Source organism: Pseudomonas sp. FP198 (assembly GCF_030687895.1).
Taxonomy (GTDB): Bacteria; Pseudomonadota; Gammaproteobacteria; order Pseudomonadales; family Pseudomonadaceae; genus Aquipseudomonas.
Window position 1 is genome coordinate 4149259 of sequence record NZ_CP117452.1, and the last position, 25257, is coordinate 4174515.

Annotated in this window: 23 protein-coding genes and 1 pseudogene; 9 read left to right on the top strand and 15 right to left on the bottom strand. The window is 62.4% G+C overall.

From position 1 onward, the window contains the following. Positions 1–223 precede the first annotated feature (223 nt). Entirely contained in the window at positions 224–982 is a 759-nt protein-coding gene (locus tag PSH78_RS18840) for a hypothetical protein (protein WP_305496076.1), read from the top strand. 209 nt (positions 983–1191) lie between these two features. Here PSH78_RS18840 and PSH78_RS26715 read toward each other — a convergent pair whose 3' ends face one another. From PSH78_RS26715 to PSH78_RS18855, 4 genes and pseudogenes are all read right to left on the bottom strand, one after another. Beyond that, positions 1192–2073 (bottom strand): methyl-accepting chemotaxis protein, encoded by an 882-nt coding sequence (locus PSH78_RS26715; RefSeq protein WP_370871134.1) that lies wholly within the window; start codon positions 2071–2073, stop codon positions 1192–1194. 27 nt (positions 2074–2100) lie between these two features. Next, positions 2101–3336: pseudogene (locus PSH78_RS26720) on the bottom strand (HAMP domain-containing protein); the annotation flags it as partial. After that, a complete protein-coding gene (locus PSH78_RS18850; protein WP_305496078.1) occupies positions 3269–4666 on the bottom strand; it encodes a PLP-dependent aminotransferase family protein in 1398 nt (465 codons plus the stop codon). The gene PSH78_RS18850 and the pseudogene PSH78_RS26720, both read right to left, overlap by 68 nt. Positions 4667–4873: 207 nt before the next feature. Beyond that, positions 4874–5635, bottom strand: coding sequence for an SDR family oxidoreductase (locus tag PSH78_RS18855; protein ID WP_305496079.1), 762 nt, complete (start codon positions 5633–5635; stop codon positions 4874–4876). A 225-nt stretch (positions 5636–5860) separates the two neighbouring features. On the opposite strand from PSH78_RS18855, the gene PSH78_RS18860 reads away from it, so the two are divergent. After that, complete coding sequence (locus tag PSH78_RS18860; RefSeq protein WP_305496080.1) at positions 5861–6865, top strand: NADP-dependent oxidoreductase; 1005 nt, start codon at positions 5861–5863, stop codon at positions 6863–6865. 134 nt (positions 6866–6999) lie between these two features. Here PSH78_RS18860 and pyrF read toward each other — a convergent pair whose 3' ends face one another. Continuing rightward, positions 7000–7698: an orotidine-5'-phosphate decarboxylase gene (pyrF, locus tag PSH78_RS18865; protein WP_305496081.1), complete on the bottom strand. Its 699-nt coding sequence runs from the start codon at positions 7696–7698 to the stop codon at positions 7000–7002. Between the two features lie 272 nt (positions 7699–7970). Here pyrF and PSH78_RS18870 point away from each other — a divergent pair, with 272 nt between their 5' ends. Both PSH78_RS18870 and PSH78_RS18875 read left to right on the top strand, forming a co-directional pair. Continuing rightward, positions 7971–8729, top strand: coding sequence for a response regulator (locus tag PSH78_RS18870; RefSeq protein ID WP_305496082.1), 759 nt, complete (start codon positions 7971–7973; stop codon positions 8727–8729). Next, positions 8729–9775: a cell wall metabolism sensor histidine kinase WalK gene (locus PSH78_RS18875; RefSeq protein ID WP_305496083.1), complete on the top strand. Its 1047-nt coding sequence runs from the start codon at positions 8729–8731 to the stop codon at positions 9773–9775. The genes PSH78_RS18870 and PSH78_RS18875 overlap by 1 nt, the downstream gene beginning before the upstream one ends. A 32-nt stretch (positions 9776–9807) precedes the next feature. Here the strand turns inward: PSH78_RS18875 and PSH78_RS18880 are convergent, their stop codons facing one another. From PSH78_RS18880 to PSH78_RS18915, 8 genes are all read right to left on the bottom strand, one after another. Next, a complete protein-coding gene (locus tag PSH78_RS18880) occupies positions 9808–10845 on the bottom strand; it encodes an AI-2E family transporter (RefSeq protein WP_305496084.1) in 1038 nt (345 codons plus the stop codon). 59 nt (positions 10846–10904) lie between these two features. After that, positions 10905–11711, bottom strand: a complete 807-nt coding sequence (locus tag PSH78_RS18885) for a DUF4892 domain-containing protein (protein ID WP_305496085.1) — start codon at positions 11709–11711, stop codon at positions 10905–10907. 147 nt (positions 11712–11858) lie between these two features. Beyond that, complete coding sequence (locus tag PSH78_RS18890) at positions 11859–12710, bottom strand: alpha/beta hydrolase (protein ID WP_305496086.1); 852 nt, start codon at positions 12708–12710, stop codon at positions 11859–11861. Further along, positions 12707–13501, bottom strand: a complete 795-nt coding sequence (locus tag PSH78_RS18895) for an alpha/beta fold hydrolase (protein ID WP_305496087.1) — start codon at positions 13499–13501, stop codon at positions 12707–12709. The genes PSH78_RS18890 and PSH78_RS18895 overlap by 4 nt, the downstream gene beginning before the upstream one ends. Before the next feature lie 290 nt (positions 13502–13791). Beyond that, positions 13792–14235: a hotdog fold thioesterase gene (locus PSH78_RS18900; RefSeq protein ID WP_305496088.1), complete on the bottom strand. Its 444-nt coding sequence runs from the start codon at positions 14233–14235 to the stop codon at positions 13792–13794. Positions 14236–14285: 50 nt separating this feature from the next. Then, positions 14286–14738 carry a histidine phosphatase family protein gene (locus PSH78_RS18905; RefSeq protein ID WP_305496089.1) on the bottom strand — a complete coding sequence of 151 codons (453 nt, stop codon included), beginning with the start codon at positions 14736–14738 and terminating at the stop codon, positions 14286–14288. Further along, positions 14735–15082 (bottom strand): DUF4389 domain-containing protein, encoded by a 348-nt coding sequence (locus PSH78_RS18910; RefSeq protein ID WP_305496090.1) that lies wholly within the window; start codon positions 15080–15082, stop codon positions 14735–14737. Before PSH78_RS18910 ends, PSH78_RS18905 begins: the two co-directional genes overlap by 4 nt. 30 nt (positions 15083–15112) lie before the next feature. Continuing rightward, the gene (locus PSH78_RS18915) at positions 15113–16138 is read right to left on the bottom strand and encodes an NAD(P)H-dependent glycerol-3-phosphate dehydrogenase (RefSeq protein WP_305496091.1); all 1026 of its coding nucleotides are present in this window, start codon (positions 16136–16138) and stop codon (positions 15113–15115) included. A 164-nt stretch (positions 16139–16302) separates the two neighbouring features. Between PSH78_RS18915 and PSH78_RS18920 the strand changes: the two genes are divergently transcribed. The 5 genes from PSH78_RS18920 (at position 16303) to fabB (ending at position 23290) form a co-directional block, all read left to right on the top strand. Next, the gene (locus PSH78_RS18920) at positions 16303–18462 is read left to right on the top strand and encodes a TonB-dependent receptor plug domain-containing protein (RefSeq protein ID WP_370870971.1); all 2160 of its coding nucleotides are present in this window, start codon (positions 16303–16305) and stop codon (positions 18460–18462) included. Beyond that, complete coding sequence (locus PSH78_RS18925; RefSeq protein ID WP_305496092.1) at positions 18463–19395, top strand: ABC transporter substrate-binding protein; 933 nt, start codon at positions 18463–18465, stop codon at positions 19393–19395. Further along, on the top strand, positions 19392–21293 hold the full coding sequence (locus PSH78_RS18930) for an ATP-binding protein (protein ID WP_305496093.1): 1902 nt from the start codon (positions 19392–19394) through the stop codon (positions 21291–21293). Before PSH78_RS18925 ends, PSH78_RS18930 begins: the two co-directional genes overlap by 4 nt. A 249-nt stretch (positions 21294–21542) precedes the next feature. Further along, positions 21543–22058 carry a 3-hydroxyacyl-[acyl-carrier-protein] dehydratase FabA gene (gene fabA / locus PSH78_RS18935; RefSeq protein ID WP_030138344.1) on the top strand — a complete coding sequence of 172 codons (516 nt, stop codon included), beginning with the start codon at positions 21543–21545 and terminating at the stop codon, positions 22056–22058. Positions 22059–22069: 11 nt separating this feature from the next. Further along, positions 22070–23290 carry a beta-ketoacyl-ACP synthase I gene (gene fabB / locus PSH78_RS18940; RefSeq protein ID WP_305496094.1) on the top strand — a complete coding sequence of 407 codons (1221 nt, stop codon included), beginning with the start codon at positions 22070–22072 and terminating at the stop codon, positions 23288–23290. Between the two features lie 193 nt (positions 23291–23483). Here the strand turns inward: fabB and PSH78_RS18945 are convergent, their stop codons facing one another. Then, entirely contained in the window at positions 23484–23948 is a 465-nt protein-coding gene (locus tag PSH78_RS18945) for a DUF3859 domain-containing protein (protein ID WP_305496095.1), read from the bottom strand. Between the two features lie 225 nt (positions 23949–24173). Continuing rightward, positions 24174–25190, bottom strand: a complete 1017-nt coding sequence (locus PSH78_RS18950) for an amidohydrolase family protein (RefSeq protein ID WP_370871135.1) — start codon at positions 25188–25190, stop codon at positions 24174–24176. Between the last annotated feature and the right edge of the window lie 67 nt (positions 25191–25257).

Sequence of the window (25257 nt, forward strand, 5' to 3'; positions counted from 1 at the left end):
GGATTTTCCCTGTCCGCTCTCTGGCGCCTATATTCTGTCACCCGCCAAGGGGTTATAGTCGCGCCCGACAAATAGTGGCAATGTGCAGCTACTCCGCTACGCGCCGCGTGAACAGTACGTCGCCCGTCTAATCGCGTCGCTCGGGCCTATGCGCTTAAAAGCCAAGCCACTACACTCATGACATGCGAACGCTAATAAAGAGGTCTTACCGGTGACACCACTCATGATCACCCTGCTCGTCGTAGCCGGGATCGCACTGTTGATCGCCATTGGCTACATGAACCATGTGGTGGAAAACAACAAGCTGGAAAAGGCCCGCACCAAAGTCGAACTCAACGACCGCTTGCGGCGTTGTGGCGAGCTCACGGAAACCTTCCCCGGCCAGTTGATGACCCCGGCCCTGAAATTGCTGATGACGCGCCTGGAGATGAATGTCTGCCAGCGCTTGCTCAATCTTGAAAAGTCCAACGCTGCGGTCAAGGCTCGCCTGGATGAACTGTCCGCATTGGCGGCCCAGGGTGAGTCGATTCCGGTAAGCAACCCGCCGGCACCGATACAAACCGAGGCCAAGGCCAAGGATGTGCGGTTTCTGCTCGAAGCGTTGCACGGCCAGATCACCCGCGCCGCGCAGGATGGCTTCCTGCCGCCCAACGAGGCCAAGCGCTGGATCCGTGAAGTGCGGCACCTGCTGGTGCTGCTGCACATCGAGTTCTTCAACAATCTCGGTCAGCAAGCCTTGCAACAGGAGCAGCCGGGGCAGGCCCGCCTGGCCTTCGAGCGGGGCGTGCAATACCTGCGCAAACAGCAGGAGCCGCAGGTCTATGCCGAACAGTTGGCCTATCTGGAGAAGCTTCTGGCCCGCGCCAATGCCCAGGTCCTGGCCAGCACCCAGCCGGTCGAAGGTGAGGTCAACCAGTTGACTGAAGGGTTGAAGGAAGACGAAGCGAACGACGAGTGGAAGAAGAAGAAGGTCTACGATTGAGCCTGGGCTGATAGCCGGCCCGTTTCTCCTGTGGGAGCGAGCCTGCTCGCGAAGACGGTGGGTCAGTCAGCATTGATAGTGACTGACACGCCGCTTTCGCGAGCAGGCTCGCTCCCACACGGTTTCGCGGCGTGCATTAACTCTGTGACTGATGAAGATCCAATGTGGGAGCGAGCCTGCTCGCGAAGGCGCTCAGTGCAGCCCCACACTCACAACCTGAAATGCCCCACCATCCCCTTCAACTCGCTCCCCAGCTGTGCCAGCTCAATGCTTGAAGCGGCATTGCCCTGCATGGCCATGGACGATTGATCGGCGCTGGCACGGATACTGGTAACACTGCGGTTGATCTCTTCAGCCACCGAGCTCTGTTGCTCGGCCGCCGCCGCGATTTGCTGGTTCATTTGCTGAATCAACGACACCGCCGCCGCGATGCTGCCCAATGCGCTTTCGGTCTGCAGCGCATCGCTGACGGCCATTTTCACCAATTCGCCGCTACTCTGGATCTGTTGTACGGACGTCTGGGCGGCCGAGCGCAGGGCGCTGACCAATCGCTCGATTTCTTCGGTGGACTGTTGCGTACGCTTGGCCAGGGCTCGCACCTCATCGGCTACCACGGCAAAACCCCTGCCCTGCTCGCCCGCCCTGGCCGCCTCGATAGCGGCGTTGAGCGCCAGCAGGTTGGTTTGTTCGGCGACGCTCTTGATCACGCTCAGTACCGTGCCGATGTTCTGTATCTCGGCGCTGAGACTTTCGATGCTGGTGCTGGCCGACGTGGCCGAATCAGCCAGTTGTTCAATACGCGCCATGCTCTGGCGCACCACCCGCTGGCCACTTTCAACCTTATCGTCGGCGGTCTGGGCTGCTTGCGCGGCCTCTTCGGCGTTGCGCGCCACGTCATGCACGGTGGCGGTCATCTGGTTCATGGCCGTGGCCACCTGCTCGGTTTCCTCCTTCTGGCTGCTGACTTCAAGGTTGGTCTGCTCGGTCACGGAAGACAGCGACTGTGCCGAGCTGGCCAATTGCTCGATGCCGGCCTGCAAACCGCTGACGATGCTGCTCAAGCCGGCCGCCATCTGCTGCATGGCCAGCATCAACTGGCCGATCTCGTCCCGGCGTGTCACATCGACCTTGGCACTCAAGTCACCTGAAGCAATCTGTTGGGCGACGCGAATGACACTGCGCAGCGGCGTAACGATCAGCCGGGTGATGAGCCAGGCAGCGATCAATCCCACCAACAGGGCCAGGGCCGACGAACCGACGATCATCAGCGAGTTTTTCTTCAGTTCCGCCTGCATTGCAGTGTCTTCGGCGTTGTAGGCCTGGTCGACCCGCGCCACAACCTGGTCGGCACGCTCATGTAATTGCTGGTAGACGGTTTTCTCCTTGGCCAGCAAACCGGTGTATTCGGCCAACTGCTGGTTGAATCCGCCGATGTGCCCGGCCACTTCGTTGAGTACGGTCTGGTAACCCGGATCCTTGACCGCGTCCTTGAGTACTTCGGCCAGTTTCATGGCCTGCTCGGCCTGTTCGATGTTGCCTTGCCCGGCGTTCTCTTCGCTGCCTTTACGGCTCTGGTCCAGGCGAACCCGCGCTTCGTTCATGGCCTGCAGCATCAGCCGCGAGACCTCGCTGACCTGGTTGGCCTGCTCGATGAATTCCGCACCTTCCTTGCCTTCGGACTCTTTCAAGGTATAGGCGCCGTCATCGGCCAGACCCGCCTGCAATACATCCAGGTTGTTGGCGACACTGGAAACCGACCAACTGGCCATTTCCAGGGCCAGGTCCTTGCTCTGGCTCAGATCGACAAACTCATCGAACGCCTTGCGATACGCCGCCAGCGCCTGCTCCACATCATTCATCACCGGTACATTGGCAGCCGATTGCGCCTTGAGCTCATTCGCCAGGGCAGCCAATGCATCGACACCCTGGCGCAAGGCATCGGCGGTCTTGGGGTCGGAGCGCGAGGCATATTCCTGCTCGAGCAACCGGACCTTGAGCAACCCGCTGTTGAGCGATGACATCTGTTTCAAACCATCGAAACGCTGACTGATGGTTTGCAGGGACCAGACACCGATGGCTGCCACCACCGCAGTGAGCAGCAACACCAGGACAAACCCGATGCCCAGTTTTTTCGCCATACCGAGGTTGGCAAAACGTCCTTGCACGGCCGAAATCATTGCGCCAGTCCTCTGCCAGTGTGTGTTGTTTGCAGATTCGCAACGAGACACCTCGCAACACAAGATGCCTGCGTCGGAATAATGGCAAAAAGCTACAGCCGCGTCGTTTTCAGAACACTTGAGGTCGATCCAGAGCCGTGGCATGGAAAAACGCCAGCGCCTTGGGATCTCGGGCATGGGCCACGTTGATCCGCAACCAGTCAGTGTCGGTGCCTGAAGGACTGAACGCCGTACGCGAGGACAACTGGATGCCGGAGTACCTGGCCAGACGCTGCAACCTGCCGTAGTCGCAAATGGGCGGGCGCGCCCAAATGAACAGCCCCCCTGCCGGTTTGCCAAAAATTTCCCAGTCGGCCTCGTCGAGCAACTGCAACGTCATGGCCATATCGGCATTCAGCCGCTGCCGCTGGCGCTGGACCAGTTTTCGGTAGGCACCGTTGGCCAACAGATGGGTCAGTACCGCTTCAGAGAATCGCGACCCGCCCATGCTGGTTATTCCCTTGACCTCGCTCAATCGCGCGATAACGCAGGGCCCGGCCACCACGAAGCCGACTCGCAACGAACTGCTGAGGGTTTTCGAGAAACTGCCGAGGTAGATCACATCAGCATCCAGAGCGGCCAGGCGGACTAGCGTCGAACCCTGGAAATCGGCATAGACATCGTCCTCGATAACCAGCATGGCGTGCTCTTTCGCCAACTCAAGCAACCGCTGGGCGACAGCCAGGGACAGATTGCTGCCGGTCGGGTTGTGGCAGGCACTGTTGATGAACAGGGCGTTGGGGCGATGCGTCGCCAAGAGACATTCGAGCGCAGCGATGTCCGGGCCGTGGGGCGTCCTGGGCAGCTCGATCATGTTGATCCCATGCAGCCTGAGCAGGTCGAACAGTTTCGAATAACCCGGGCTTTCCACCACGACGCAGCTCCCTGGCAGCAGAAGTGTACGCACGACCAGGTCCAGCCCGTGGCTTACCCCCGTCGTGGTCAGGATCAGGTTTTCATCGGCATCGATATCGAACTGTTTCAGGCGCCTGGACAATTGCTCGCGCAAGGCCGGCAGCCCCATCGGCGTGCTATAGTTGAACAACCCCGCCATATCGGTGCGGGTAACCTGGCGGATCGCATAACCAAGGTCGTCGCTTTCACGCCAGCTCTCGGGCAACCCGCCGCCCCCCAGTTCCAGAGCCCCTGGCGAACCGTCCCCCAACGCCGCGTGCTGATAAGAAATGCCCGGCGGCCAACATTGATCGACCGGCTCATGCCATCCCAAAGGGCCTGAGGCGACCAGAAAACCTGAGCCATGACGAGAGGCCAGCACCCCCTGGGCCACCAGCCGCTGGCAGGCTTCGTGGACACTCGCCTGGCTTAGCAGGTTTTCCCGCGCGAGCCGCCGGATCGATGGCAGACGGGCCCCTGGCGGCACCGCACCCTGGCGGATCCCGCTGGCCAGCGCGTCGACAATTTGCTGCACGACGGGCACCAGGGCCTGCCGGTCGATTCTCAACTCCATGAGTAACCAAGCTCCTAAGCGAATGTTTTACGTTCGAAAGAGTTAAGCACAGGGCCGAGTCGGACGATGTAAGCCAAAGACGTGAAAACGCCTGCTGCTCATCCTTTGAAATACATTGGCCGGTCAATCGAGCGCACCTGCCTTCAAAAAACGAAGCCCGCATCCATTGCGGGCTTCGTCCTGCGTGCCGGGTTGCAACCATGACGGTCAGAACGCCGTGACCCCGCCGTCCACGGCCAGTGAATGCCCCGTAGTGAATGCCGCCCCGTCGCTGCACAGGTACAGCACCGCGCTGGCGATCTCCTCGACCTTGCCAATACGCCCCACGGGATGCATCGCATTGGCGAACTCGCCTTTCTTCGGGTCCGCCTCGTAGGCGCGCCGGAACATATCGGTGTCGATGACCGCCGGGCAGACCGCGTTCACCCGGATTTTTTTCTTGGCGTATTCGATGGCAGCCGACTTGGTCAGCCCGATCACCGCGTGCTTGGAGGCTGCATAGATGCTCATTTTCGGCGCGGCCCCTAGCCCGGCCACCGAGGCCGTATTGACGATAGCGCCACCCCCTTGGGCCAGCAGCAACGGCAATTGATACTTCATGCACAGCCAGACGCCTTTGACGTTGACCCCCATGATCGCGTCGAACTCGTCCAGCGTGCCATCGGCCAGCTTGCCCTTCTCGATCTCGATGCCGGCGTTGTTGAACGCGTAATCCAGGCGACCGTAGGCACTGATCACCTGGTCCATCAGACGTTGCACATCGCTTTCCACGGTCACGTCACAGCGCACGAAAACCGCCTCGCCACCGGCATCGCGAATCAACTGCACCGTACCCTCGCCGCCCGCCACGTCCAGGTCCGCCGCGACCACTTTCAGGCCTTGCGCCGCGAACGCCTGGGCGGTGGCCCGGCCAATGCCTGCCGCCGCGCCCGTGACCACGGCAACCTGTCCGGAAAACGTCATGCTCATCGTCAATGCCTCGAAGAATTACGGGAGTCACTGAATATAGTCATCGCCCGCACTACTACGGCAGCACTATGCAAATGCCGGTTGGATATTCATGGATGCCAGTGATAACAGCCCCGTCCGCATCATCACCGGGTTGGATCGACGTGCATTCGCTGTGTCGGCAAACCTTGCGGTCAACCCGCCGAGGGTCTATCAACAAGGCTTCATTCATCTTGAGTCCCAGCCATGACTGCTCAGATCAATCGCCAGTTCCTGCTCGCCAAACGCCCGGTAGGCGCCGCGACCCGCGAGACGTTCACTTATCAGCAAGTGCCAGTCGGCGAACCGGCAGCCGGTCAGATCCTGGTGAAGAACGAATACCTGTCTCTGGACCCGGCCATGCGTGGCTGGATGAACGAGGGTAAGTCCTATATCCCGCCGGTCGGCATCGGTGAAGTCATGCGGGCCTTGGGCGTAGGCCAGGTGGTCGCGTCGAACAATCCGGGCTTTGCGGTCGGGGACTACGTCAACGGTGCATTGGGCGTGCAGGATTATTTCCTCGGCGAGCCACGAGGTTTCTACAAGGTAGATCCGAAACTGGCGCCGCTGCCACGTTATTTGTCCGCGCTGGGCATGACCGGCATGACCGCCTATTTCGCCCTGCTGGATGTCGGCGCCCCCAAGGCCGGCGAAACCGTAGTGCTCTCGGGAGCCGCCGGGGCGGTGGGCAGCATCGCCGGGCAGATCGCCAAGATCAAAGGCTGCCGCGTGGTCGGCATTGCCGGCGGTGCCGATAAATGCCGGTTTCTCATTGATGAGCTGGGCTTTGACGGCGCCATCGACTACAAGAGCGAAGACGTCCACGCCGGCCTCAAGCGCGAATGCCCGAAAGGCGTGGATGTGTATTTCGACAACGTCGGCGGCGACATCCTCGATGCGGTGCTCAGCCGCCTGAACATGAAGGCCCGCGTGGTGATTTGCGGTGCGATCAGCCAATACAACAACAAGGAAGCGGTGAAAGGACCGGCCAACTACCTGTCGCTACTGGTCAATCGCGCACGCATGGAAGGCTTCGTGGTCATGGACTACGCCGCGCAATTTGCCGCCGCCGGGCAGGAAATGGCCGGCTGGATGGCCAAGGGGCAGCTCAAGAGCAAGGAAGACATCGTCGAAGGGCTGGAGACCTTTCCCGAGACGCTGACCAAACTGTTCAGCGGGGAGAACTTCGGGAAGTTGGTGTTGAAGGTCTGACGCTCGCGGAGCTACCGCAAAACAACTGTGGGAGCGAGCTTGCTCGCGATGGCGATCGATCAGACACATTTTAGTTGGCTGAAACACCGCTATCGCGAGCAAGCTCGCTCCCACAAGATTTGTTGCCGTCTCGATCAGGCCAGCTCGGCCGCCACCGCCGCCAAGGCCTTGGCCGGATCGGCGGCCTGGCTGATCGGACGGCCGATCACCAGATAGTCAGAACCGGCATCCAGTGCCTGGCGCGGAGTCAGGATACGACGCTGGTCGTCCTGGGCGCTGCCCGCTGGACGAATCCCCGGGGTCACCAGTTGCAGCGACGGGTGGGCCGTCTTCAGGGCGCCAGCTTCCAGGGCCGAACAGACCAGACCGTCCATACCGGCCTTCTGCGCCAGCGCCGCCAGACGCAACACCTGCTCCTGGGGCTCGATGTCCAGGCCGATTCCCGCCAGGTCCTCACGCTCCATGCTGGTCAGCACGGTCACGCCGATCAGCAGCGGTTTCGGGCCGCTGCGCTGGTCCAGCACTTCCCGGCACGCCGCCATCATGCGCAGGCCACCGGAGCAGTGCACGTTGACCATCCACACGCCCATCTCCGCAGCGGCCTTGACGGCCATGGCGGTGGTGTTGGGGATGTCGTGGAATTTCAGGTCGAGGAAGACCTCGAAGCCCTTGTCCCGCAGGGTGCCGACGATTTCCGCAGCACAACTGGTGAACAGTTCCTTGCCGACTTTGACCCGGCAGAGCTTGGGGTCCAACTGGTCGGCCAGCTTCAGGGCGGCGTCACGGGTAGGGAAATCCAGGGCGACGATGATAGGCGTCTGGCAGGCGGACATGAGCGGGCTCTCAGGCAAGTCGAAATCGGCGCGCATTGTAGCGGAACCAGCGCCTGTGCGGGACCCGATGATCGGTAAATCGTCGTCAGCCCTGGCGCCCTTTGTGTCCGTGCCGATACATTCATGACACGCGTGCAACACGCCGCCACGTTAATCTCCGCCGCCGCACCCGGTTATTCCGGCGCTTCACGGCCCACCGGCCGAAGCTTATGCTCTAACCACGCCTCGCCGCCTCTCTGCGGTTGGCAGTCAACCTGGCAGATGATGCACCCATGCAGAACACCCCTGTTGCAAATTCTGGCGATCCAAGAGTACTCGACGACGATAGGCGTTGGAGCACCCACGCACTGATCGTCGATGACGACGTACCGATCCGAGAACTGCTGATCGACTACCTGGCCCGCTTCAGCATTCGCGGCATCGGCGTGACCGATGGCGCGGCCATGCGCCAGGCGCTGCAGGCCGGGCATTTCGATGTGGTCGTCCTGGACCTGATGTTGCCGGGCGAGGACGGCTTGCAGCTGTGCCGCTGGCTGCGGGCCGAATCGGACATCCCGATCCTGATGCTGACTGCCCGCTGCGAACCCACCGATCGCATCATCGGCCTGGAACTGGGCGCCGACGACTACATGGCCAAGCCCTTTGAACCCAGGGAATTGGTGGCGCGAATCCAGACCATCCTGCGCCGCGTGCGTGATGATCGCACCGAGCAGCGCGCCAATATCCGCTTCGACAACTGGCGGCTCAACAGCGTACTGCGCCAACTGGTTTCCGCCGACGGCCTGGTGGTGCCGCTATCCAACGCCGAGTTCCGGCTGCTATGGGTGTTCATCGAGCGTCCGCACCGAGTGCTCAGCCGTGAACAACTGCTGGACGCGGCCCGCGGTCGTTCGATCGAAGCTTTTGATCGCAGTATCGACCTGCTGGTCTCGCGCTTGCGTCAAAAGCTGGGCGACGACCCAAAGGCCCCGCAGTTGATCAAGACCGTACGCGGTGAAGGCTACCTGTTCGACGCGCGAGCCATCAGTTGATGCGCATGCGCCTGGACACCCTGTTCGGCCGGCTGTTCGGCGTGCTTTTGCTGGCGATCGTCCTGGCGCACCTGCTGGCTTTTGCCTGGTTTTTCTACTACGGCCCGCCACCGCCTCCGGGACCACCACCCGAGTCTTCCCGGCCAATCGAAGGCGGCCAAGGCTCGGCGCCACCAACCGATCGTCCTTTGCGCCCGCGGTTCGGCGGTCCCGTGGTGCCGCTGACATTTCAGCTTGTGTTCCTGATCGTAGCCGCCTGGTACGGCGCCAAGCTGTTGACCCGGCCGATCCAGCGCCTGAGCGAGGCCGCCGAACGATTAAGCGAGAACCTCGACAGCCAGCCGTTGGATGCAAGCGGCCCCAGGGAGGCACGCCAGGCGGCCCATACGTTCAACTTGATGCAGCAGCGGATCCGTGAGCAGGTACAGCAGCGCTCGCGGATGCTCGGCGCGGTCTCCCACGATTTGCGAACGCCGCTGTCACGGCTCAAGTTGCGCCTGGAACAGATTGACGACCCCAAGCTGCAAAACCAGATGCGCCAGGACCTGGACGACATGATCGGCATGCTCGACGCCACGCTTTCCTACTTGCACGAACAACGCACCAGCGAAGCGTTGCAATGGATGGATGTGCAAGCCTTGGCGGAATCACTGAGCGAGAATGCCCAGGATCAGGGTGCCGATGTCCAGGTCAGTGGTGCCTGCGCCCCGCTGCTGGTGCAACCCATGGCGCTGCGCTCGTGCATCAACAACCTCATCGACAATGCCTTGCGCTACGCCGGTCATGCCTCGATCGTCCTGGAAGATCAGCGCCACCAATTGCTGATCCGGGTGATCGATCACGGCCCCGGCATCGCCGCAGACAAACGCGAAGCTGTGTTCGAGCCGTTCTTTCGCCTGGAAGGCTCGCGCAACCGCAACTCCGGCGGCGTAGGCCTGGGCATGACCATCGCCCGGGAAGCCGCCGAACGTCTGGGTGGACAATTGAGCCTGGAGGAAACTCCCGGGGGCGGATTGACGGCGGTGATCGGCCTGCCCCGTCGTTGATTTCAGGCAATCGAAAATCCGTGGCGGTAGCCTTACCGCGCGTGGCTCTTGCTCCAATCCGTCAGCAAGCTGTACGCCACCGCCAACAGCGTCGGACCGATGAACAGGCCGATGAAACCAAAGGCGATCAACCCGCCGAAAACCCCCAGCAGCACGATGACCAGCGGCAGGTTTCCGCCGCGGCTGATCAGGTAAGGCTTGAGCACGTTATCCACCCCGCTGATGATGAAGGTGCCCCAGATACCGAGGAACACCGCCATCCCGTATTCGCCCTTCCACGCCAGCCACGCCGTGGCGGGGATCCAGACCAGCGGCGGGCCCATGGGGATCAGACTGAGCAGGAAAGTGACAATACCAAGCACCAGTGCTCCCGGCACGCCTGCGATCAGGAAACCGATCAGCGCGAGCACGGCCTGGGCCGCCGCGGTACCAATCACGCCGTTGACCACCCGCTGCACCGTACCGGCCACCAGGTCGACGTAGTACCCGGCACGGTCACCAATCAACCGCTCCAGCAAGCCTTGGACAAAAGCCGCCAGGCGCGGGCCGTCACGGTAGAAAAAGAACACGAACACGATGCTCAACGTCAGTTCGAGAATACCGCCGCCTACTTGCGCGCTGCGGGCCAGCAACCAATTGCCGACCCTTCCGAGGTACGGCTTGATGGACACCATCATCGCCGCGCCCTGTTGGTCGATGCTGTCCCAGAGCGTCACCAGCCGCCCGCCTACCAGCGGTACACCAGCCAGCCATTCCGGCGCTGCGGGCAGGCCGTCGACCTGGACATCCCTGATGAACGCCGTAGCATCGCGCACATGATCGGCCAGGTTGAACCCCAGCCACACCAGCGGCACAGCCACCAGTAACATCCAGCCGACCATCAGCAACGCCGCGGCGAGGGATTCACGCCCGTTGACCCAGCGGGTCAGCAAGCGCATCAGCGGCCAACTGGCGAAAGCCAGCACGGCGCCCCAGAACAGCGCCGACCAGAATGGCGCCATCACCCAGAGGCTTGCGCCGAACAACACCAACAGCAGAATCTGCACCAATAGCCGATCGTTATTGAGCATGAAAGGTCTCGAAAAATTAACCGGGCCGGTCACGGCGTAGGGTGCATCCCTGAAACAGCTTATCGCAACAGTTCAAGGTGCAGACCCTTCGCGTCATCACTGGCCGTCTCCATGCGCGCGGCCCGCACACCCTGGCCAATGAGGGCCTGGCGCCACACCTCGGCCTGCGGGCCGGCGATGCTGACCCGAAGGCCGGTGTCCAGGTTCAGCGCCCGGGAGAGCAAGCGCAGCCAGGCGTCGTCCGGCTCGCCGGCAAGACGCGGCAGATCCAGCACGCCGGTGTCCTTGAGCTGGCGCAGCAACGTCGCCGATGTCGGCAGCAGATCCCCCAGGGGAGCGTTCGCTTCGAACTGTTCGACGTGCAGGTAGGCCTTGCGGTTGCCACGGGTGATGGCATACAGCGCGATCAGCGTGTTGTCCGCCGGCGGCGCCAGGCGCAACAGCAGATAGGCCTGGCCGCTGTCGGCACCATAGAGCTTGGCATTGCCGAACACCTGGTTGGCCCACAGGCTGCTTTCACCGCAATCACGCGCCTGGCACCAGAAAAGCAGCTCGGCGTCCTGCTTCTGCAGTGCTTCGCGAGCAGCGGTAAAAGCCTGGGTGGCGGTGTGCTCCGGCGGTAATTCATAGGTGACCGACGTGGCGTTGCCGCGGGCGTCGACCTGCCCATCGAAGCGCAGCTGGCCGCTGATCCTGCGGATCGAGCCCATCGGGTAGATACGCTCAAGGTCGCTGGTTTGCTTGTAATCGACGATTTGCGCGTCGGGCATCCGCGGCACGCGCGCCAGGTCCTGACTGCCGGGCACATCGGCGGCCAGGGCGGCCGGACCGAAAGCGGCCAGCGCCAGCAGGGCGAATGAATACATGGATAGTTTCATCGGATCGACTGTGCCTGGACCCGCGCGACGCGAAGGCGTCTTTTAATGCTGATGCGCAGCAAGGCGAATGTACGGTTTTCTGTCATGGTTGGCTCCCTTTCCACCCGCCAAGCCTCGACAGTTGACCGGCGCAAGTCAAGAAACGCTGAAGAACCGATTGAAACAGTCTGCTACAAGAGCCGCACCGACCTCATCATTCAGGTGCAAATGATGACCGCCAGGCAACCGCTCATGACTGAAGGGTAGCCGTTCCAGCAACTCCGGATGCTGGGCCAGCATGCCGTCAGCGGCCACCACCAGGTGCGCTGGACAGGCGACTCGGGCCACGAACGCCATGGCCTGTTCATCGGTCAGGCGCAGTGGCGATGGCAAGGTCAGGCGGTTGTCGGTGCGCCAGGTGTAGCCACCCGGCACTGGCATCAGGCCGCGCTGGGCGAGCAACTCGGCGGCCTCGCGACTGACCGCCACCAGCCCTTTCATACGCGCTTCGATGGCTCGGTCGAGGGTTGTGTAGACCGGTTTGCGCTTTTCCTGCAAATCCAGCTGCGCCTGTAGGGCCATGCCCATGCGTTCCGCCGCATTGTCGCCCTTGGCTGTAGGAGGAATCACGCCATCGATCAGGCCCAGATGCGTGATCCGCTCCGGCAGGGAGCCGGCCAGCACCAGCGAAACGATGGCACCCATGGAGTGCCCCAACAGCGCGAAACGCTTCAAGCCCAATTGCTCGGCCACTTGCAGTACATCATGGGCGTAGTCCCACAGGGCGTAACCGGCCCCGGGCGGGCGGTGTCCGGAATGACCGTGGCCGGCCATGTCCAGGGCAATCACCCGCACACCCTCTAGCCGTGGGGCGAGCCGGGCGAAGCTGTTGGCGTTGTCCAGCCAGCCATGCAGCGCGATCACCGGCCGCCCATCTTCCGGCCCGAACAGATGGGCGGCGAGTTCGATATGGGGCAAGCTCAGGCGAACCTCTTCGACGGCGTTCATGCGTCAAGCCCTTGCCAGCGCTGGAGCAGGTCCTTGAGCAGGTTGGCCGTGTCCTGGGGATATTCGAGGGGAAACATGTGGCCACCGGGCATGGTCAGGGATTCACCCTGCGGCATGCGCCCCACCACACGCGTGTGATGACGCATCACCACGCGACTCTGCCGGCCCCGTACTACCGCCAGCGGAACCTGGAGTTTTCCAGCCCTCTCGGGGCGGGTATGGGGCACGCCACGGTAGATACTGATCTCCGTGGCCGGGTCGAAGCGCAGCCGCAACCGGTCACCGACGGGTTGCAAGCCATGTTGCAGATAAGCTTCAAAGCATTCCGGATCGAAACCGCGAAACAGCGTCTTGCCGGCAAAATAGGCCCGCGCCGACGCCAGGTCGCTGAATTCCTCGCGCCGTCCCAGGGTCCGCCCGGCCGGGGTCAGGCGATCAATGAACCCCATGCGCTTGGCGGCCAGGATCAGCCATCGGTCGGCGCGGGTCAGCACCGGGGAATCGAGCATGACCACGCCGCGATACAACCGAGGACAACGCAACGCCGCGTGCAAGTGCAACACACCGCCCAGGGAGTGCCCGACGCCCCACACCGGTTCAGGTTGCTGTTCCAGGTGATGAATCAGCTCGTCCACCAGGTTGTTCCAATTGTCGTCCACCGGAAACCGTGGGTCGTGACCGTGCAGTTCGAGGTGCGCGACCTCATATTGCGGCGCCAGCGCGGCGAACAGCTTGCCGTAGGTGGCCGAGGGGAAACCATTGGCGTGGGCGAAAAACACCTGTTGCGACATGTTGGCCGATCCGTTGCGAGAACTGCCACCGATTGTCCGCAGAACCCGATAGCGCGGCAATGACCGTAACTGACAGGAATGATGACAGTCGGGGTTGGGATATGGCGCTGCGAGCTGAATGAGCAGCGAAACCCGTGGCGAGGGGATTTATCCCCGCTGGGATGCGAAGCAGCCCCAAAATCAGACCACTCGGTGTACCAGACTAATCGAGTCGGCAAACCTTGGGGCGCTTCGCACCCCAGCGGGGATAAATCCCCTCACCACAAAAGCCTGCTCCAGCCCCGTAGGCATTACCGCGCCGGCGGCTGCTCGCCCAGCGGCACCACCGCCATGGTCAGGCGCGATACACAGTTGACCTTGCCGTCATCGTTGACCAGGCGAATGTCCCAGACCTGCGTGGTGCGGCCCAGGTGAACCACGCGCGCCGTCGCGGTGACCCGCCCGCTGCGCACGCCACGCAGGTGGTTGGCGTTGATTTCCAGGCCGACGCAATAGAACTTGCTGGTGTCCACGCACAGGTAGGCGGCCATGGATCCGACCGTTTCGGCCAACACCACTGACGCGCCGCCGTGCAGCAACCCGAACGGTTGGTGGGTGCGGTGATCGACCACCATGCTCGCGGTCAGGGATTGGTCATCGAAGGATTCGAAACGGATGTCCAGCACTTCGCTGATCGTGTTCTTACCGGCGGCGTTCAGTTGTTCGATGTTGGGGGTGGTGCGCCAAAGACTCATCGTGCCCTTCCTTCGTGATTTTTTTGTTTTGCCCGCCCGGAAGCGGTTTCTCAGGGATGCCTGAGGCTCTTGAGTTTCATCGAGCCGGCCAACGGCAGGTCGCCTTCCAGCTCGGCCAGGCCGGCCGTCTGCACCTGTTCAGGTTGTTGCAGGTGGCCGTGCTGCAACAAGCCCAGCAGGCTGCCCACCAGCGGATTGTGGCTGACCAGCAGCACGTCGTCCTGGTCCTCCAGATGTTTCAACACATCGGCCGGCCGGGTCTCCGGGGTGAGCCAGTCGACCGTGATCAACTCAGGCTCGAACCCCAGGGCCTCACGCATCAGTTGCGCGGTCTGCTGGGCGCGCACGTAGGGACTGGCATAAATGGCCCGCAACGGCTCGGCCATCAACTGACCGGCGCTGCGCAGCACCTCTTCGCGCCCATGAATCGTCAATACCCGCTCCGGATCAGGGCGGACCCCGTGCGGCTCGGCTTCGCCATGACGCAAGACCCACAGTTTCATAGTTTCGGCTCCTCGTCACGGACCGGGTGCGGCGCTGGCGCCACGGCATGAGGCGCTTCGCCTTCCGGGGTCCGCGGGGTCGGCCAGTCAGCGAATGGCCAGGGTTTCTGGTCGCTGTGGAAAGTGCCGAAGCGGCCGATCTGTGCGAGGAACTGGCTCAGGCTGTCGCCAAAATTCATCAGGCTGGCGCTGGGTGCGCCGTAGATCAGCCGATAAACCAATTGCACCAGCACCACGGCACCGAGAATGAATTGCGCCACCTGCCAGACCAGCAGGTAAATCACCATCCACAGCACGCGCAGCAGGATGGATTCGTATTGGGGCTGCCCTTTCGGATCGTTCATGGTTCGCTCCTGCTTGCGGTCGATACGGAATCAGTTGAAACCGCTGGTGGAAATGAAATCGACATCGGTCTTCGGTTCGCCACGCATCAACAGTTCGATGACCTGCTCCAGCGTGCGCCCTTCAAACAGAATGGCGTGCAGGCCCGCGACCAGCGGCATATACACCCCAGTCTCCTGGGACTTGGCCTTGAGGACCTTGAGGGTATTGACCCCTTCCGCCACTTCGCCCAGGCGCGACACGGCCTCGTCCAGGCTCAGGCCCTGGCCGAGGGCGAAGCCGACCTGGTAGTTGCGACTCTTGGGCGAAGAGCAGGTGACAATCAGGTCGCCTACCCCGGCCAGCCCGAGGAATGTCATCGGGTTGGCGCCCTGGCTGACGGCGAAACGGGTCATTTCCGCCAGCGCCCGGGTGATCAGCATGCTCTTGGTGTTTTCGCCCATGCCCAGCGCGACTGCCATGCCGGCGATGATCGCGTAGACGTTCTTCAGCGCCCCGCCCAGCTCGACGCCAAAACGATCGGCGCTCGCATAGACCCGGAAGGTTCGGCCATGAAGGGCGGCCTGGACCCGCTGGCAAAGCTCCTCGTCTTCACTGGCGACCACGGTGGCGGTCAGCGCATGCTCGGCGATTTCCCGCGCCAGGTTCGGCCCGGAAATCACGCCGATGCGCGCCTTGGGGGCGATTTCCTCGAGAATCTCGCTCATCAGCTTGAAGGTCTGCGCCTCGATGCCTTTGGTCAGGCTCACCAGCAACTTGCCGCTCAGGCGTTCGGCGTGGGACGCCAGCACCGAGCGCAGGGCGCTGGAAGGCAAGGCAACAAAAAACAGGTCGCTGCCGTCGAGCGTGGCCTGCAAATCGGTGACCGGCTCCACTTCAGGGCGAACCTTGATGCCTTTGAGGTAACGCGGATTCTCCCGGTTGAGCCGGATGGCCTCGGCCTGCTCCGGGTCACGCATCCACTGGCGCACCGCGTGGCCGTTCTCCGCCAGCAGGTTAGCCACGGCGGTGCCGAAACTCCCGCCTCCCAGGACCGCGATCGGGCGCTGTTCAGTCATATGCAATCCGCTCTTCCATACCAAGTGGCAATGCCCGGCATTATACGGAGCAGCCGAACCGCGACCAGCCCCGTCAGCAATTACCGATGGCAGTAGCAAGCTGACAATCAATTCCGAGGAAAATGCTGCCAACGTGAATGGAAAAGTCGCACGGCTCGGTTAACATGCCCGCCATCCCTCCTTCAATCAAAGGCTGTGCCGTGTTCGTTGGCCCTTCCCGTCCAGGCTCATCACTGCTGTTGGCGCTGGTCATCAGCCCCTCCGTGGTGGCCGATGATCTGTTCGTGGACAACCAGCCCCTGCCCCAGGTACTCACCGCCACGCGCCTGAAACAGTCGCCGGCGGCGGTGCCGGGCAGCATGACCGTGCTTGACAGCGAGTTGATCAAGGCCAGCGGTGCCCGGGACATCAGCGAACTGTTGCGCCTGGTGCCGGGCATGATGGTCGGCAACCTCAGCGGCAACCAGGCCACGGTGAACTACCACGGCACCAACGCCAGCGAAGCGCGACGCATGCAGGTGCTGATCGACGGCCGCTCGGTGTACCGCGCCGGCCTCGCCACGGTGGACTGGAGTGACATCCCGGTCGCCATGGAAGACATCGACCGGATCGAAGTCTTCCGCGGCCCCAACACCGTCAGCTACGGCGCCAATGCGCTGATGGCAGTCGTCAATATCATCACCCGCGCCCCGGCGGGTAGCCACGGCACCCGGTTGAAAATGACCCGGGGCCAGCGTGGCATCAGCGACTGGTACGCCAGCCAGGGCAGCGGTTGGGAAAATGGCGACATGCGCCTGTCCTTGTCCGGCCAGGAAGATGACGGTTTCGACAGTGACCGCAACGGCGCGGACTACCGCGACAGTCGGCGCCTGAATCGCATCAACCTCTCCGTCAGCCAGGCCCTGGACGAATGGCAGAGCATCGATTGGCAACTGAGCGCCAAGGAGGGCAGCAACCAGCGGCCCTATACCTATCGCCCGGTTTTCGCCGGGATAACCGCGGCCGGGGACAACTCCGATGTCATCGCCAAGGACTACGCCGGTTCGTTGCGCTGGAACCTCGACCTGGACCCCAACCACAGTCTTTATGTACAAGGCTCGATCCAGCATTGGGATCGCCAGCAGACCTGGCGCGCCTGCGATGCCGAGGTGTCCTTCAGCCCGCAACTGACCGACCTCTGGCAGCTCAACCCGAATTACGCCGAGAAGCTGGCGCGCAATATTCCAAGCTTCCTTGGCACAGGAGCACCTGCCGGCACGGTCCAGGAACAGGCGCTGGCCAACCAGGTGATCGATCAATGGCGCAACGGTGCCTCGCGAACCCTGTGCGGCGACATCGACCAGAGCGCCCGGGAGTCACGTTACGACCTGGAAATCCAGGACACCCTGAGCCTGTCCGATAGCCTTCGCCTGGTCACCGGGGCGAATTATCGCTACGACCGGGCCGACTCCGAGACGTACTTCAATGGCACGCTGGACGACACCACCTGGCGTCTGTTCGGCCAGCTCGAATGGCGCGCCAGCGAGCATTGGCTGCTGCAGGGTGGCGCGATGTTCGAAGACACCCGCCTGACCGGTAGCTCACTGACCCCGCGAGTCGCGGTCAATTACCTGATCAACCCGCGACACGGGCTTCGGGCGGTGTACTCCGAGGCGGTGCGCTCGCCGGACATGTTCGAGAACAACGTCAACTGGAGCTACCAGGTCACCAACCTGCAGCCCGCCGCGTTCGGCCAGGACAGCGCGCGCTATTTCGTCCGCACGCGCGGCCCGGGGAACCTCGAGCAGGAGCACATGCGTTCGCGAGAGCTGGGCTACAACGGTTATTTCATGGACCTGGGCCTGACGGTGGATGTGAAGCTGTTCCATGACGAAATCACCGGCATGATCAGCGAACCGCTGCGCAACAACCAGTACATCGCCAGCAATGCCAACGACTCGCAGTTCGACGGTGCCGAGACCCAGCTCGACTGGCGCCTGACCAGCGCCGATCGCCTGCGCCTGACCTATGCCTACGTTGATGCCCAGGCCAGCAATCCTCTCGACGAACAACTGACCGCCCGCAACAGCGGCTCGGCCGGATGGCTGCACGACTGGGGCCAGGGCTGGAACAGCGCGGTTTTCTATTACGGGGCCGACGGTCTCAACGGCTACCGCTACGAGCGGGTCGATACCCGCGTCGCCAGGCGGATCCCCCTGGGCAAGGCCAGCCTGGAGCTGGCGGGTATCGTGCAGCAGCGCCTCGATAACCAGCCGACCACGTTCGCCGACAATCGCTACGACGCCCGTCACGTCCTCTATTTCAGCGCGGAGCTGTCGTTCTAGATGTCTGCGGACCAACCGCGCAAGACGCCCCTCCGTGGCCGCCTGCCGCTACTCCTGTGCCTGGCGTTTGTCAGTCTGCTGACGACCCTCGATGCCCGGGCCGCCGAGATTCTCCTGACCGGCGCCCAGGATAGCCCCGGCGTGCAATCGTTCACCCAGGCCCTGCAAGCCCGACGCCCGCAAGACAACGTGCGGTTCGCGCCATTGGCCAGCCTGCCGTCGCCGGACCGTTTGCCCGGCGATGTGCGCCTGGTCCTGCTTGATCCGCCAAGCCTCGACTGGCGCCTGCAAAAAAACCACGGCCCGGCCACGCTGGTCTTGCGCATCAGTCGCTTGCAGGCATACGAACGCCTGGGCGAGGCAACGCCTGAGCGTCTGAGCCTGCTGTGGAGCGATCCGCCCATGGCGCGGCAACTGCAACTGATCCGCAGGGTGCTGCCGCAAGTGCGGCGGGTCGGCGTGCTGTTCGACCGGCACAGCGAATTCCTGCTCAAGGACATCCAGCAGGCAGCCAGGCCGCTGGGCCTGGAAATCGTCAGCGAACGCTGGGACGACAGCAGTGACAACCGTCCCTTGCAGAACCTGCTGGGCCGCAGCGACGTACTGCTGGGCCTCGATGACCCCGACCTCTACAACCCCAAGACCGTGAAGAACCTGCTGCTCAGCAGCTACGCCCGGCAACGCGCGCTGATCGGGCCAAGCGCCGCTTTTGTCAGGGCCGGCAGCCTGGCCAGCACCTACAGCGACCAGGACGACTGGCTGGCGATCCTCGACGAATTGCTCGACCGTCCCACCGCCAGCTGGCCGCGCACGCTGTATCCGGTCCGTTTCAAAGTCATGAGTAACCAGCAGGTCGCCCGCTCGCTGGGGATTGAACCGATTGATGCCGAAGCCGTCGCTGCGCAGTTGGCAGAAGGAGAACACCGCCCATGACCTTGCGTCGACGTTGGGATATCAATACCCGCACCCAGCTCATTGCCCTCGGCCCGGCATTGTTGCTGACCGTGCTGTTGATCAGCTTCTTTACCTTCGTGCGAATCCAGGACTTGCGCCAGGAGCTCAACCACACCGGGCAACTGATCGCCAACCAACTGGCTCCGGCAGCGGAATACGGGGTGATTTCCGGCAACAACGAAGTGCTGGAAAGCTTGCTCACCGCCACCCTGGCCACCCCTCACGTGCGCTTCCTGGAAGTCCAGGACCGCACGGAGCGGATCCTGGTGTACGTCGAGCAACCGGCGCAGACCCGCAGCCACTCGCGGCAGGTGGAGGTGTTCCAGGCTCCGGTTCGCCTGCAACGCATCGCGCTGAACAATGATTTCCTGCAGGGCACCAGCCCGTCCACCGAGGCGCCCGGCGAAGACTACCTGGGCCGCGTGATCGTCGGCATGTCCAGTGACGCCTTCAGCGAGCGCCAGCAGGAGATCCTGCTCAAGGCCGCGATCCTGGCGCTGTTCGCCCTGCTCTTTACCTTCCTGGTGGCGCGCCGCCTGGCCGCCAGCCTGTCACAGCCGATCCGCGACATCGGCGACGCGGTCAAGGCGATCCAGCAAGGCGACTACAGCACCCCGTTGCCGATCGTCGACGACGGCGAACTGGGCGCTCTGTCGCGGCACATCAACAATCTGGCCGACGGCCTCGAGCAGGCCAGCCGCGAACAGCAGCAAGCCATGGCGCAGTTGATCCAGACCCGGGAGGAAGCGGAAAAGGCCAACAGCGCCAAATCGGAATTCCTGGCCATGATGAGCCATGAACTGCGCACGCCCATGAATGGCGTCCTAGGCATGTTGCAGTTGCTGGAAACCACGCAGATGACCGACGAGCAGCACGAGTACACCGCGCTGGCTTCGGAATCCACCGAGCACCTGCTGAAGGTGATCAACGACATTCTCGACTTCTCGCGCATCGAGCGTTCGGCCCTGGAACTGGAACATATCGCTTTCAACCTGGCGGAACTGGTCGGCAGCTGTGCCCAGTCATTCCAGCACAGCGCCGCGCAACGCAAGCTGGGCCTGGACCTGCTGATCCCCGACGACATGCGCGCCCTGCAAGTGCAAGGCGACCCGACGCGGATCCGCCAGATCCTGGTCAACCTGATCGGCAACGCACTGAAGTTCACCGACCAGGGGCGCGTCACCGTGCAATGCCAGTGGCAGGCGCTGGATCATGAACTGCTGTGGTTCACCTGCACGGTACGCGACAGCGGGATCGGCATCCCGGCCGACAGCCTGGAGCGCATGTTCGATGCGTTCCAGCAGGCCGACAGTTCGATTTCCCGGCGTTATGGCGGCACCGGCCTGGGCCTGCCGATCGCGCGTACCCTGGCCGAACGCATGGGCGGCACACTGCGGGCCCAGAGCGTGGAAGGCCAAGGCTCGGTGTTCACCCTGGAAATCCCGCTCGCGCTGTCCCGGCAGTCCCCACCGACCGTGGCCCCGCGCGCGCCCGGTAGCGGCAGCGATGGTGAGGGCCGCAACGTCCTGCTGGTGGAAGACAATCCGGTCAACCAGACCGTGATCGAAGCCATGCTGCGCAGCCTGGGCTTCACGGTTAGCGTCGCCACCGATGGCGCCCAGGCCGTGCGCAGCGCCGAGAGCCTGATTTTCGAAGTGATCCTGATGGACTGCCGGCTTCCGGTGATCGATGGCTACGAAGCCACACGACAGATCCGTCAGTTACCGGGCTGCGCCGAGGTGCCCATCATCGCCCTGACGGCCAACGCGTTGCAGGGCGACCGTGAAGCCTGCCTGGCCGCAGGCATGAACGATTACCTGGCCAAGCCATTCAAAAGAATTGACCTGCAGCAGATTTTGCAGCGCTGGGTGCGTTGATCCGGGGCCTTGGACCATCTGTGACTGGCGTGAAAGGCGAAAGTGCGGCAGTCTTAAGCACCCGGACAAGTCTCGATCGGGAAACGAATAACAATTTCAGTGCACAGGTGTACATTCATTTTCCCGTGTGCTGTGACTTTCACTACAACGCAATAGTCTATGAGTAGGCTGCCGACTCGAGGCATGAACGCTTCGATCGGCCGGGAAGATTTGCCCCACCCTGCCGCATGGGACTATTGAGGAGCTCGCATGACCAAACAAAACGCCTTTACTCGGGAAGATCTGCTGCGCTGCAGTCGCGGTGAGCTGTTCGGCCCAGGTAACGCGCAACTGCCCGCCCCGAACATGCTGATGGTGGATCGCATCACCCATATCAGCGACGAGGGTGGCAAGTACGGCAAAGGTGAATTGGTCGCCGAGCTGGATATCACTCCGGACCTGTGGTTCTTCGCCTGCCATTTCGAAGGTGACCCGGTGATGCCGGGCTGCCTGGGCCTGGATGCCATGTGGCAACTGGTCGGCTTCTTCCTTGGCTGGCAGGGCCTGCCGGGTCGCGGTCGCGCCCTGGGTTCGGGCGAGGTGAAGTTCTTCGGTCAGGTGCTCCCGACCGCGAAGAAGATTACCTATAACATTCATATCAAACGCGTCCTCAAGGGCAAGCTGAACATGGCCATTGCCGATGGTTCGGTGGCTGTCGACGGTCGCGAGATCTACACCGCCGAAGGCCTTCGGGTCGGCGTTTTCACCTCCACTGACAACTTCTAAGGGTTATCCGCATGCGCCGCGTCGTTATCACTGGTCTGGGCATCGTTTCGTGCCTGGGCAATGACAAAGAGACCGTCTCCGCTAACCTGCGTGCAAGTCGCCCTGGCATCCGGTACAACCCGGAATACGCCGAAATGGGTCTGCGTAGCCAGGTTTCCGGCTCCATTGACCTCAATCTCGAAGAGCTGATCGATCGCAAGATCTACCGTTTCGTCGGCCACGCGGCAGCTTATGCCTACCTGGCCATGAAGGACGCAATCGTTGATTCCGGCCTGACCGACGAGCAGGTTTCCAACGTGCGCACCGGCCTGATCGCCGGTTCCGGTGGCGCGTCGACCCTGAACCAGATGGAAGCGCTGGACATCCTGCGCGAGAAAGGCGTCAAGCGTGTCGGCCCGTACCGCGTCACGCGGACCATGGGCAGCACCGTGTCGGCCTGCCTGGCCACGCCATTCAAGATCAAGGGCCTGAACTACTCGATCTCCTCCGCTTGCGCCACCAGTGCCCACTGCATTGGCACCGCGGTCGAGCAGATCCAGATGGGCAAGCAGGACATCGTCTTCGCCGGCGGCGGCGAAGAAGAACATTGGAGCCAGTCGTTCCTGTTCGACGCGATGGGCGCCTTGTCCAGCAAGCGTAACGACTCCCCGCAGACAGCTTCCCGTGCCTACGATGCCGACCGTGACGGTTTTGTCATCGCCGGCGGTGGCGGCATGGTCGTGGTCGAGGAGCTGGAACACGCCCTGGCACGTGGCGCGAAAATCTATGCGGAAATCGTCGGCTACGGCGCCACTTCCGACGGCTACGACATGGTCGCGCCAAGCGGCGAAGGTGCCGTGCGCTGCATGCAGATGGCCATGTCCACCGTCGATACGCCAATCGACTACCTGAACACCCACGGCACCTCGACTCCGGTCGGCGACGTCGCGGAGATGAAAGGCGTACGTGAAGTGTTCGGCGACAAGGCTCCGGCCATCAGCTCCACCAAGAGCCTGTCGGGTCACTCCCTGGGCGCCGCCGGCGTTCACGAAGCGATCTACTGCATGCTGATGATGGAAGGCAACTTCATGGCCGGTTCGGCCAACATCGACGAGCTGGACCCGGAAGTGGCCGACCTGCCGATCCTGACCAAGACTCGCGAAAACGCCACCATCAATACCGTGATGAGCAACAGCTTCGGCTTCGGTGGCACCAACGCTACCCTGGTGATGAAGCGCTGGCAGGGCCAGTAAGCCCCGCTGCTACGCCGCACACAAAAACGCCCCGACTGGTTCGGGGCGTTTTTTTGTCTGCTCACAACACAAAATCTCTGAGTGAACTCCCCTGTGGGAGCGAGCTTGCTCGCGATGGCGCCGGGCCAGTCAGTATCGAAGTTTGCTGATCCACCGCTATCGCGAGCAAGCTCGCTCCCACAGTTAACCCGACTTAGCGCACGACAAACCGCTGCTGCGCCAGCAGCCGATCACCCTGGAACACCATGAATCGCCACTCCCCCGGCACCACTTCGTGGCTTTCGGTGAATTCGTAGGCCATCACATCCTGCGGCGCGCCAGGCACCAGCTTCTGGATGACTTCGAATTTGTCATGGCGCACGCCATCGGGGGTACGGATGCCCGGGGTGAAATACAGCAGCGTCAACGGCTGGTCATCCGCGACCTTGCCGGCCAGCTGGTAGCGCATGCCAAATTTGGTGCCCAGCTTTGCCGGTACGCTCTCGGTCTGGCGGATCTGCTCATTGCTGCGCCGCAAGACCCGCTCGCCCGATTGCAATTCGGCTTGCGGCCCTTCGAAGACACCGTATTCCACCAGACCTTCGACACGAACTTCGGCCTGTGCCAGGCCGCAGGTCAACAACAGCGCGACCAGTGCGCTTGAACGGGTGAGATGCATAGTGCGCTCCTTGATTGAGATGAGCGCGAGGGTATGACGCGGGAGTGACAGCCTGATGACAAAGCCAATGCACTCCCATTCTCTTGTGGCGAGGGGATTTTCCCCGCTGGACTGCGCAGCAGGCCCAAAACTGACGAACATGATAGGCCTGATACACCGGGATCCGGACTATGGGGCCGCTTCGCGACCCAGCGGGGATAAATCCCCTCGCCACAAAAAGCGATCTCAGCGTGGGGCGGTACGGGGCAACACCGCCAGAAAGTTATCCCGCGCGACTTTCCTCGCGACATCTTCCGGCAAGGCATCAAGGAACAGGTCGAAGCTGCGCAACTCCTTGCCCAGCTTGTTGAAGCGTCCGACCACATCAGACCCGACCATGAAGCGCTCCGGGAAGCGCTCCACCAGTTTTACCCACTCCTCGCGGGGCTTACCCGCCTCGTCGAGCAAATACGGCGTGAGCATGCTCCAGGACAGGTCGATGTACAGATTGGGGTAAGACTCAAGCATCCGCGTCAGGGTGGGCAACAGGAAATCCAGCCGAGTCTGGTGCCGATGGATTTCCATGCTGGTGCCGGCATGGGCCCAGATGAATCGCGTATGGGGATGATTACGCAACGGCTCTTCGACCTCCGCCAGGTACAGCGGATTTTTCTCACGCTTGGAGGTGATGTTGGAATGCAGCATCACCGGCAGGTCATTTTCAGCCGCGAGGTGATAGATCCGCGTCATCGCTTCGTTGTTGGCGCGCGGTGTGTCGCCGGAGGTCAGCGCCGTCAGGTCGTCATGGCGAGTGAAGACTTCGCCGATGCCTTGCCACAGCCCCGGATACAGGTCGAGCATGCGCTGGATATGGGCGTCGGAGTTCTTGTCATTGGGATTGAAGCCGGACAGGAACGGATGGAAGTACTGCCGCTGTTCGGCGGGCAGTTTGTTTACCGCTGCGGCGACAATCACATCGGTGGCGCTGTACCAATAGGCGTCGGCATCGTCACCGGCGTAATAGCGCGGGCGCTTGGGTTCGTCTTCATGCCATTTCTTGGCCACCGGCACGCCGGAAATCATCACGTGTTCGATGCGATTGTCCGCCATGGCCTTGAGCAACTTGGGCATGCCGGCCGTTTCCTGGAAGAAATCGACGTAGTGCAGGTGCGCATCGCTGTAGGTGTATTCGCGAGCCACGGCGCCGGTGCTCGGAACAGCCAGCAGCCAAATGAAGATCAAACGGGTCAAGGGCACAGGCAGTCTCCGAAAAGCCATAAGCAGCATAGACCCATCCGTCCCGCCTGGGTTCAGCCAGCGCTGCCGTCCG

Coding starts and splice junctions, on each gene's coding strand:
- PSH78_RS18840 (WP_305496076.1), top strand. CDS start 224: ATGATCACCCTGCTCGTCGTAGCCGGGATCGCACTGTTGATCGCCATT.
- PSH78_RS26715 (WP_370871134.1), bottom strand. CDS start 2,073: ATGCTGGCCATGCAGCAGATGGCGGCCGGCTTGAGCAGCATCGTCAGC.
- PSH78_RS18850 (WP_305496078.1), bottom strand. CDS start 4,666: ATGGAGTTGAGAATCGACCGGCAGGCCCTGGTGCCCGTCGTGCAGCAA.
- PSH78_RS18855 (WP_305496079.1), bottom strand. CDS start 5,635: ATGAGCATGACGTTTTCCGGACAGGTTGCCGTGGTCACGGGCGCGGCG.
- PSH78_RS18860 (WP_305496080.1), top strand. CDS start 5,861: ATGACTGCTCAGATCAATCGCCAGTTCCTGCTCGCCAAACGCCCGGTA.
- pyrF (WP_305496081.1), bottom strand. CDS start 7,698: ATGTCCGCCTGCCAGACGCCTATCATCGTCGCCCTGGATTTCCCTACC.
- PSH78_RS18870 (WP_305496082.1), top strand. CDS start 7,971: ATGCAGAACACCCCTGTTGCAAATTCTGGCGATCCAAGAGTACTCGAC.
- PSH78_RS18875 (WP_305496083.1), top strand. CDS start 8,729: ATGCGCATGCGCCTGGACACCCTGTTCGGCCGGCTGTTCGGCGTGCTT.
- PSH78_RS18880 (WP_305496084.1), bottom strand. CDS start 10,845: ATGCTCAATAACGATCGGCTATTGGTGCAGATTCTGCTGTTGGTGTTG.
- PSH78_RS18885 (WP_305496085.1), bottom strand. CDS start 11,711: ATGTATTCATTCGCCCTGCTGGCGCTGGCCGCTTTCGGTCCGGCCGCC.
- PSH78_RS18890 (WP_305496086.1), bottom strand. CDS start 12,710: ATGAACGCCGTCGAAGAGGTTCGCCTGAGCTTGCCCCATATCGAACTC.
- PSH78_RS18895 (WP_305496087.1), bottom strand. CDS start 13,501: ATGTCGCAACAGGTGTTTTTCGCCCACGCCAATGGTTTCCCCTCGGCC.
- PSH78_RS18900 (WP_305496088.1), bottom strand. CDS start 14,235: ATGAGTCTTTGGCGCACCACCCCCAACATCGAACAACTGAACGCCGCC.
- PSH78_RS18905 (WP_305496089.1), bottom strand. CDS start 14,738: ATGAAACTGTGGGTCTTGCGTCATGGCGAAGCCGAGCCGCACGGGGTC.
- PSH78_RS18910 (WP_305496090.1), bottom strand. CDS start 15,082: ATGAACGATCCGAAAGGGCAGCCCCAATACGAATCCATCCTGCTGCGC.
- PSH78_RS18915 (WP_305496091.1), bottom strand. CDS start 16,138: ATGACTGAACAGCGCCCGATCGCGGTCCTGGGAGGCGGGAGTTTCGGC.
- PSH78_RS18920 (WP_370870971.1), top strand. CDS start 16,303: ATGCCCGCCATCCCTCCTTCAATCAAAGGCTGTGCCGTGTTCGTTGGC.
- PSH78_RS18925 (WP_305496092.1), top strand. CDS start 18,463: ATGTCTGCGGACCAACCGCGCAAGACGCCCCTCCGTGGCCGCCTGCCG.
- PSH78_RS18930 (WP_305496093.1), top strand. CDS start 19,392: ATGACCTTGCGTCGACGTTGGGATATCAATACCCGCACCCAGCTCATT.
- fabA (WP_030138344.1), top strand. CDS start 21,543: ATGACCAAACAAAACGCCTTTACTCGGGAAGATCTGCTGCGCTGCAGT.
- fabB (WP_305496094.1), top strand. CDS start 22,070: ATGCGCCGCGTCGTTATCACTGGTCTGGGCATCGTTTCGTGCCTGGGC.
- PSH78_RS18945 (WP_305496095.1), bottom strand. CDS start 23,948: ATGCATCTCACCCGTTCAAGCGCACTGGTCGCGCTGTTGTTGACCTGC.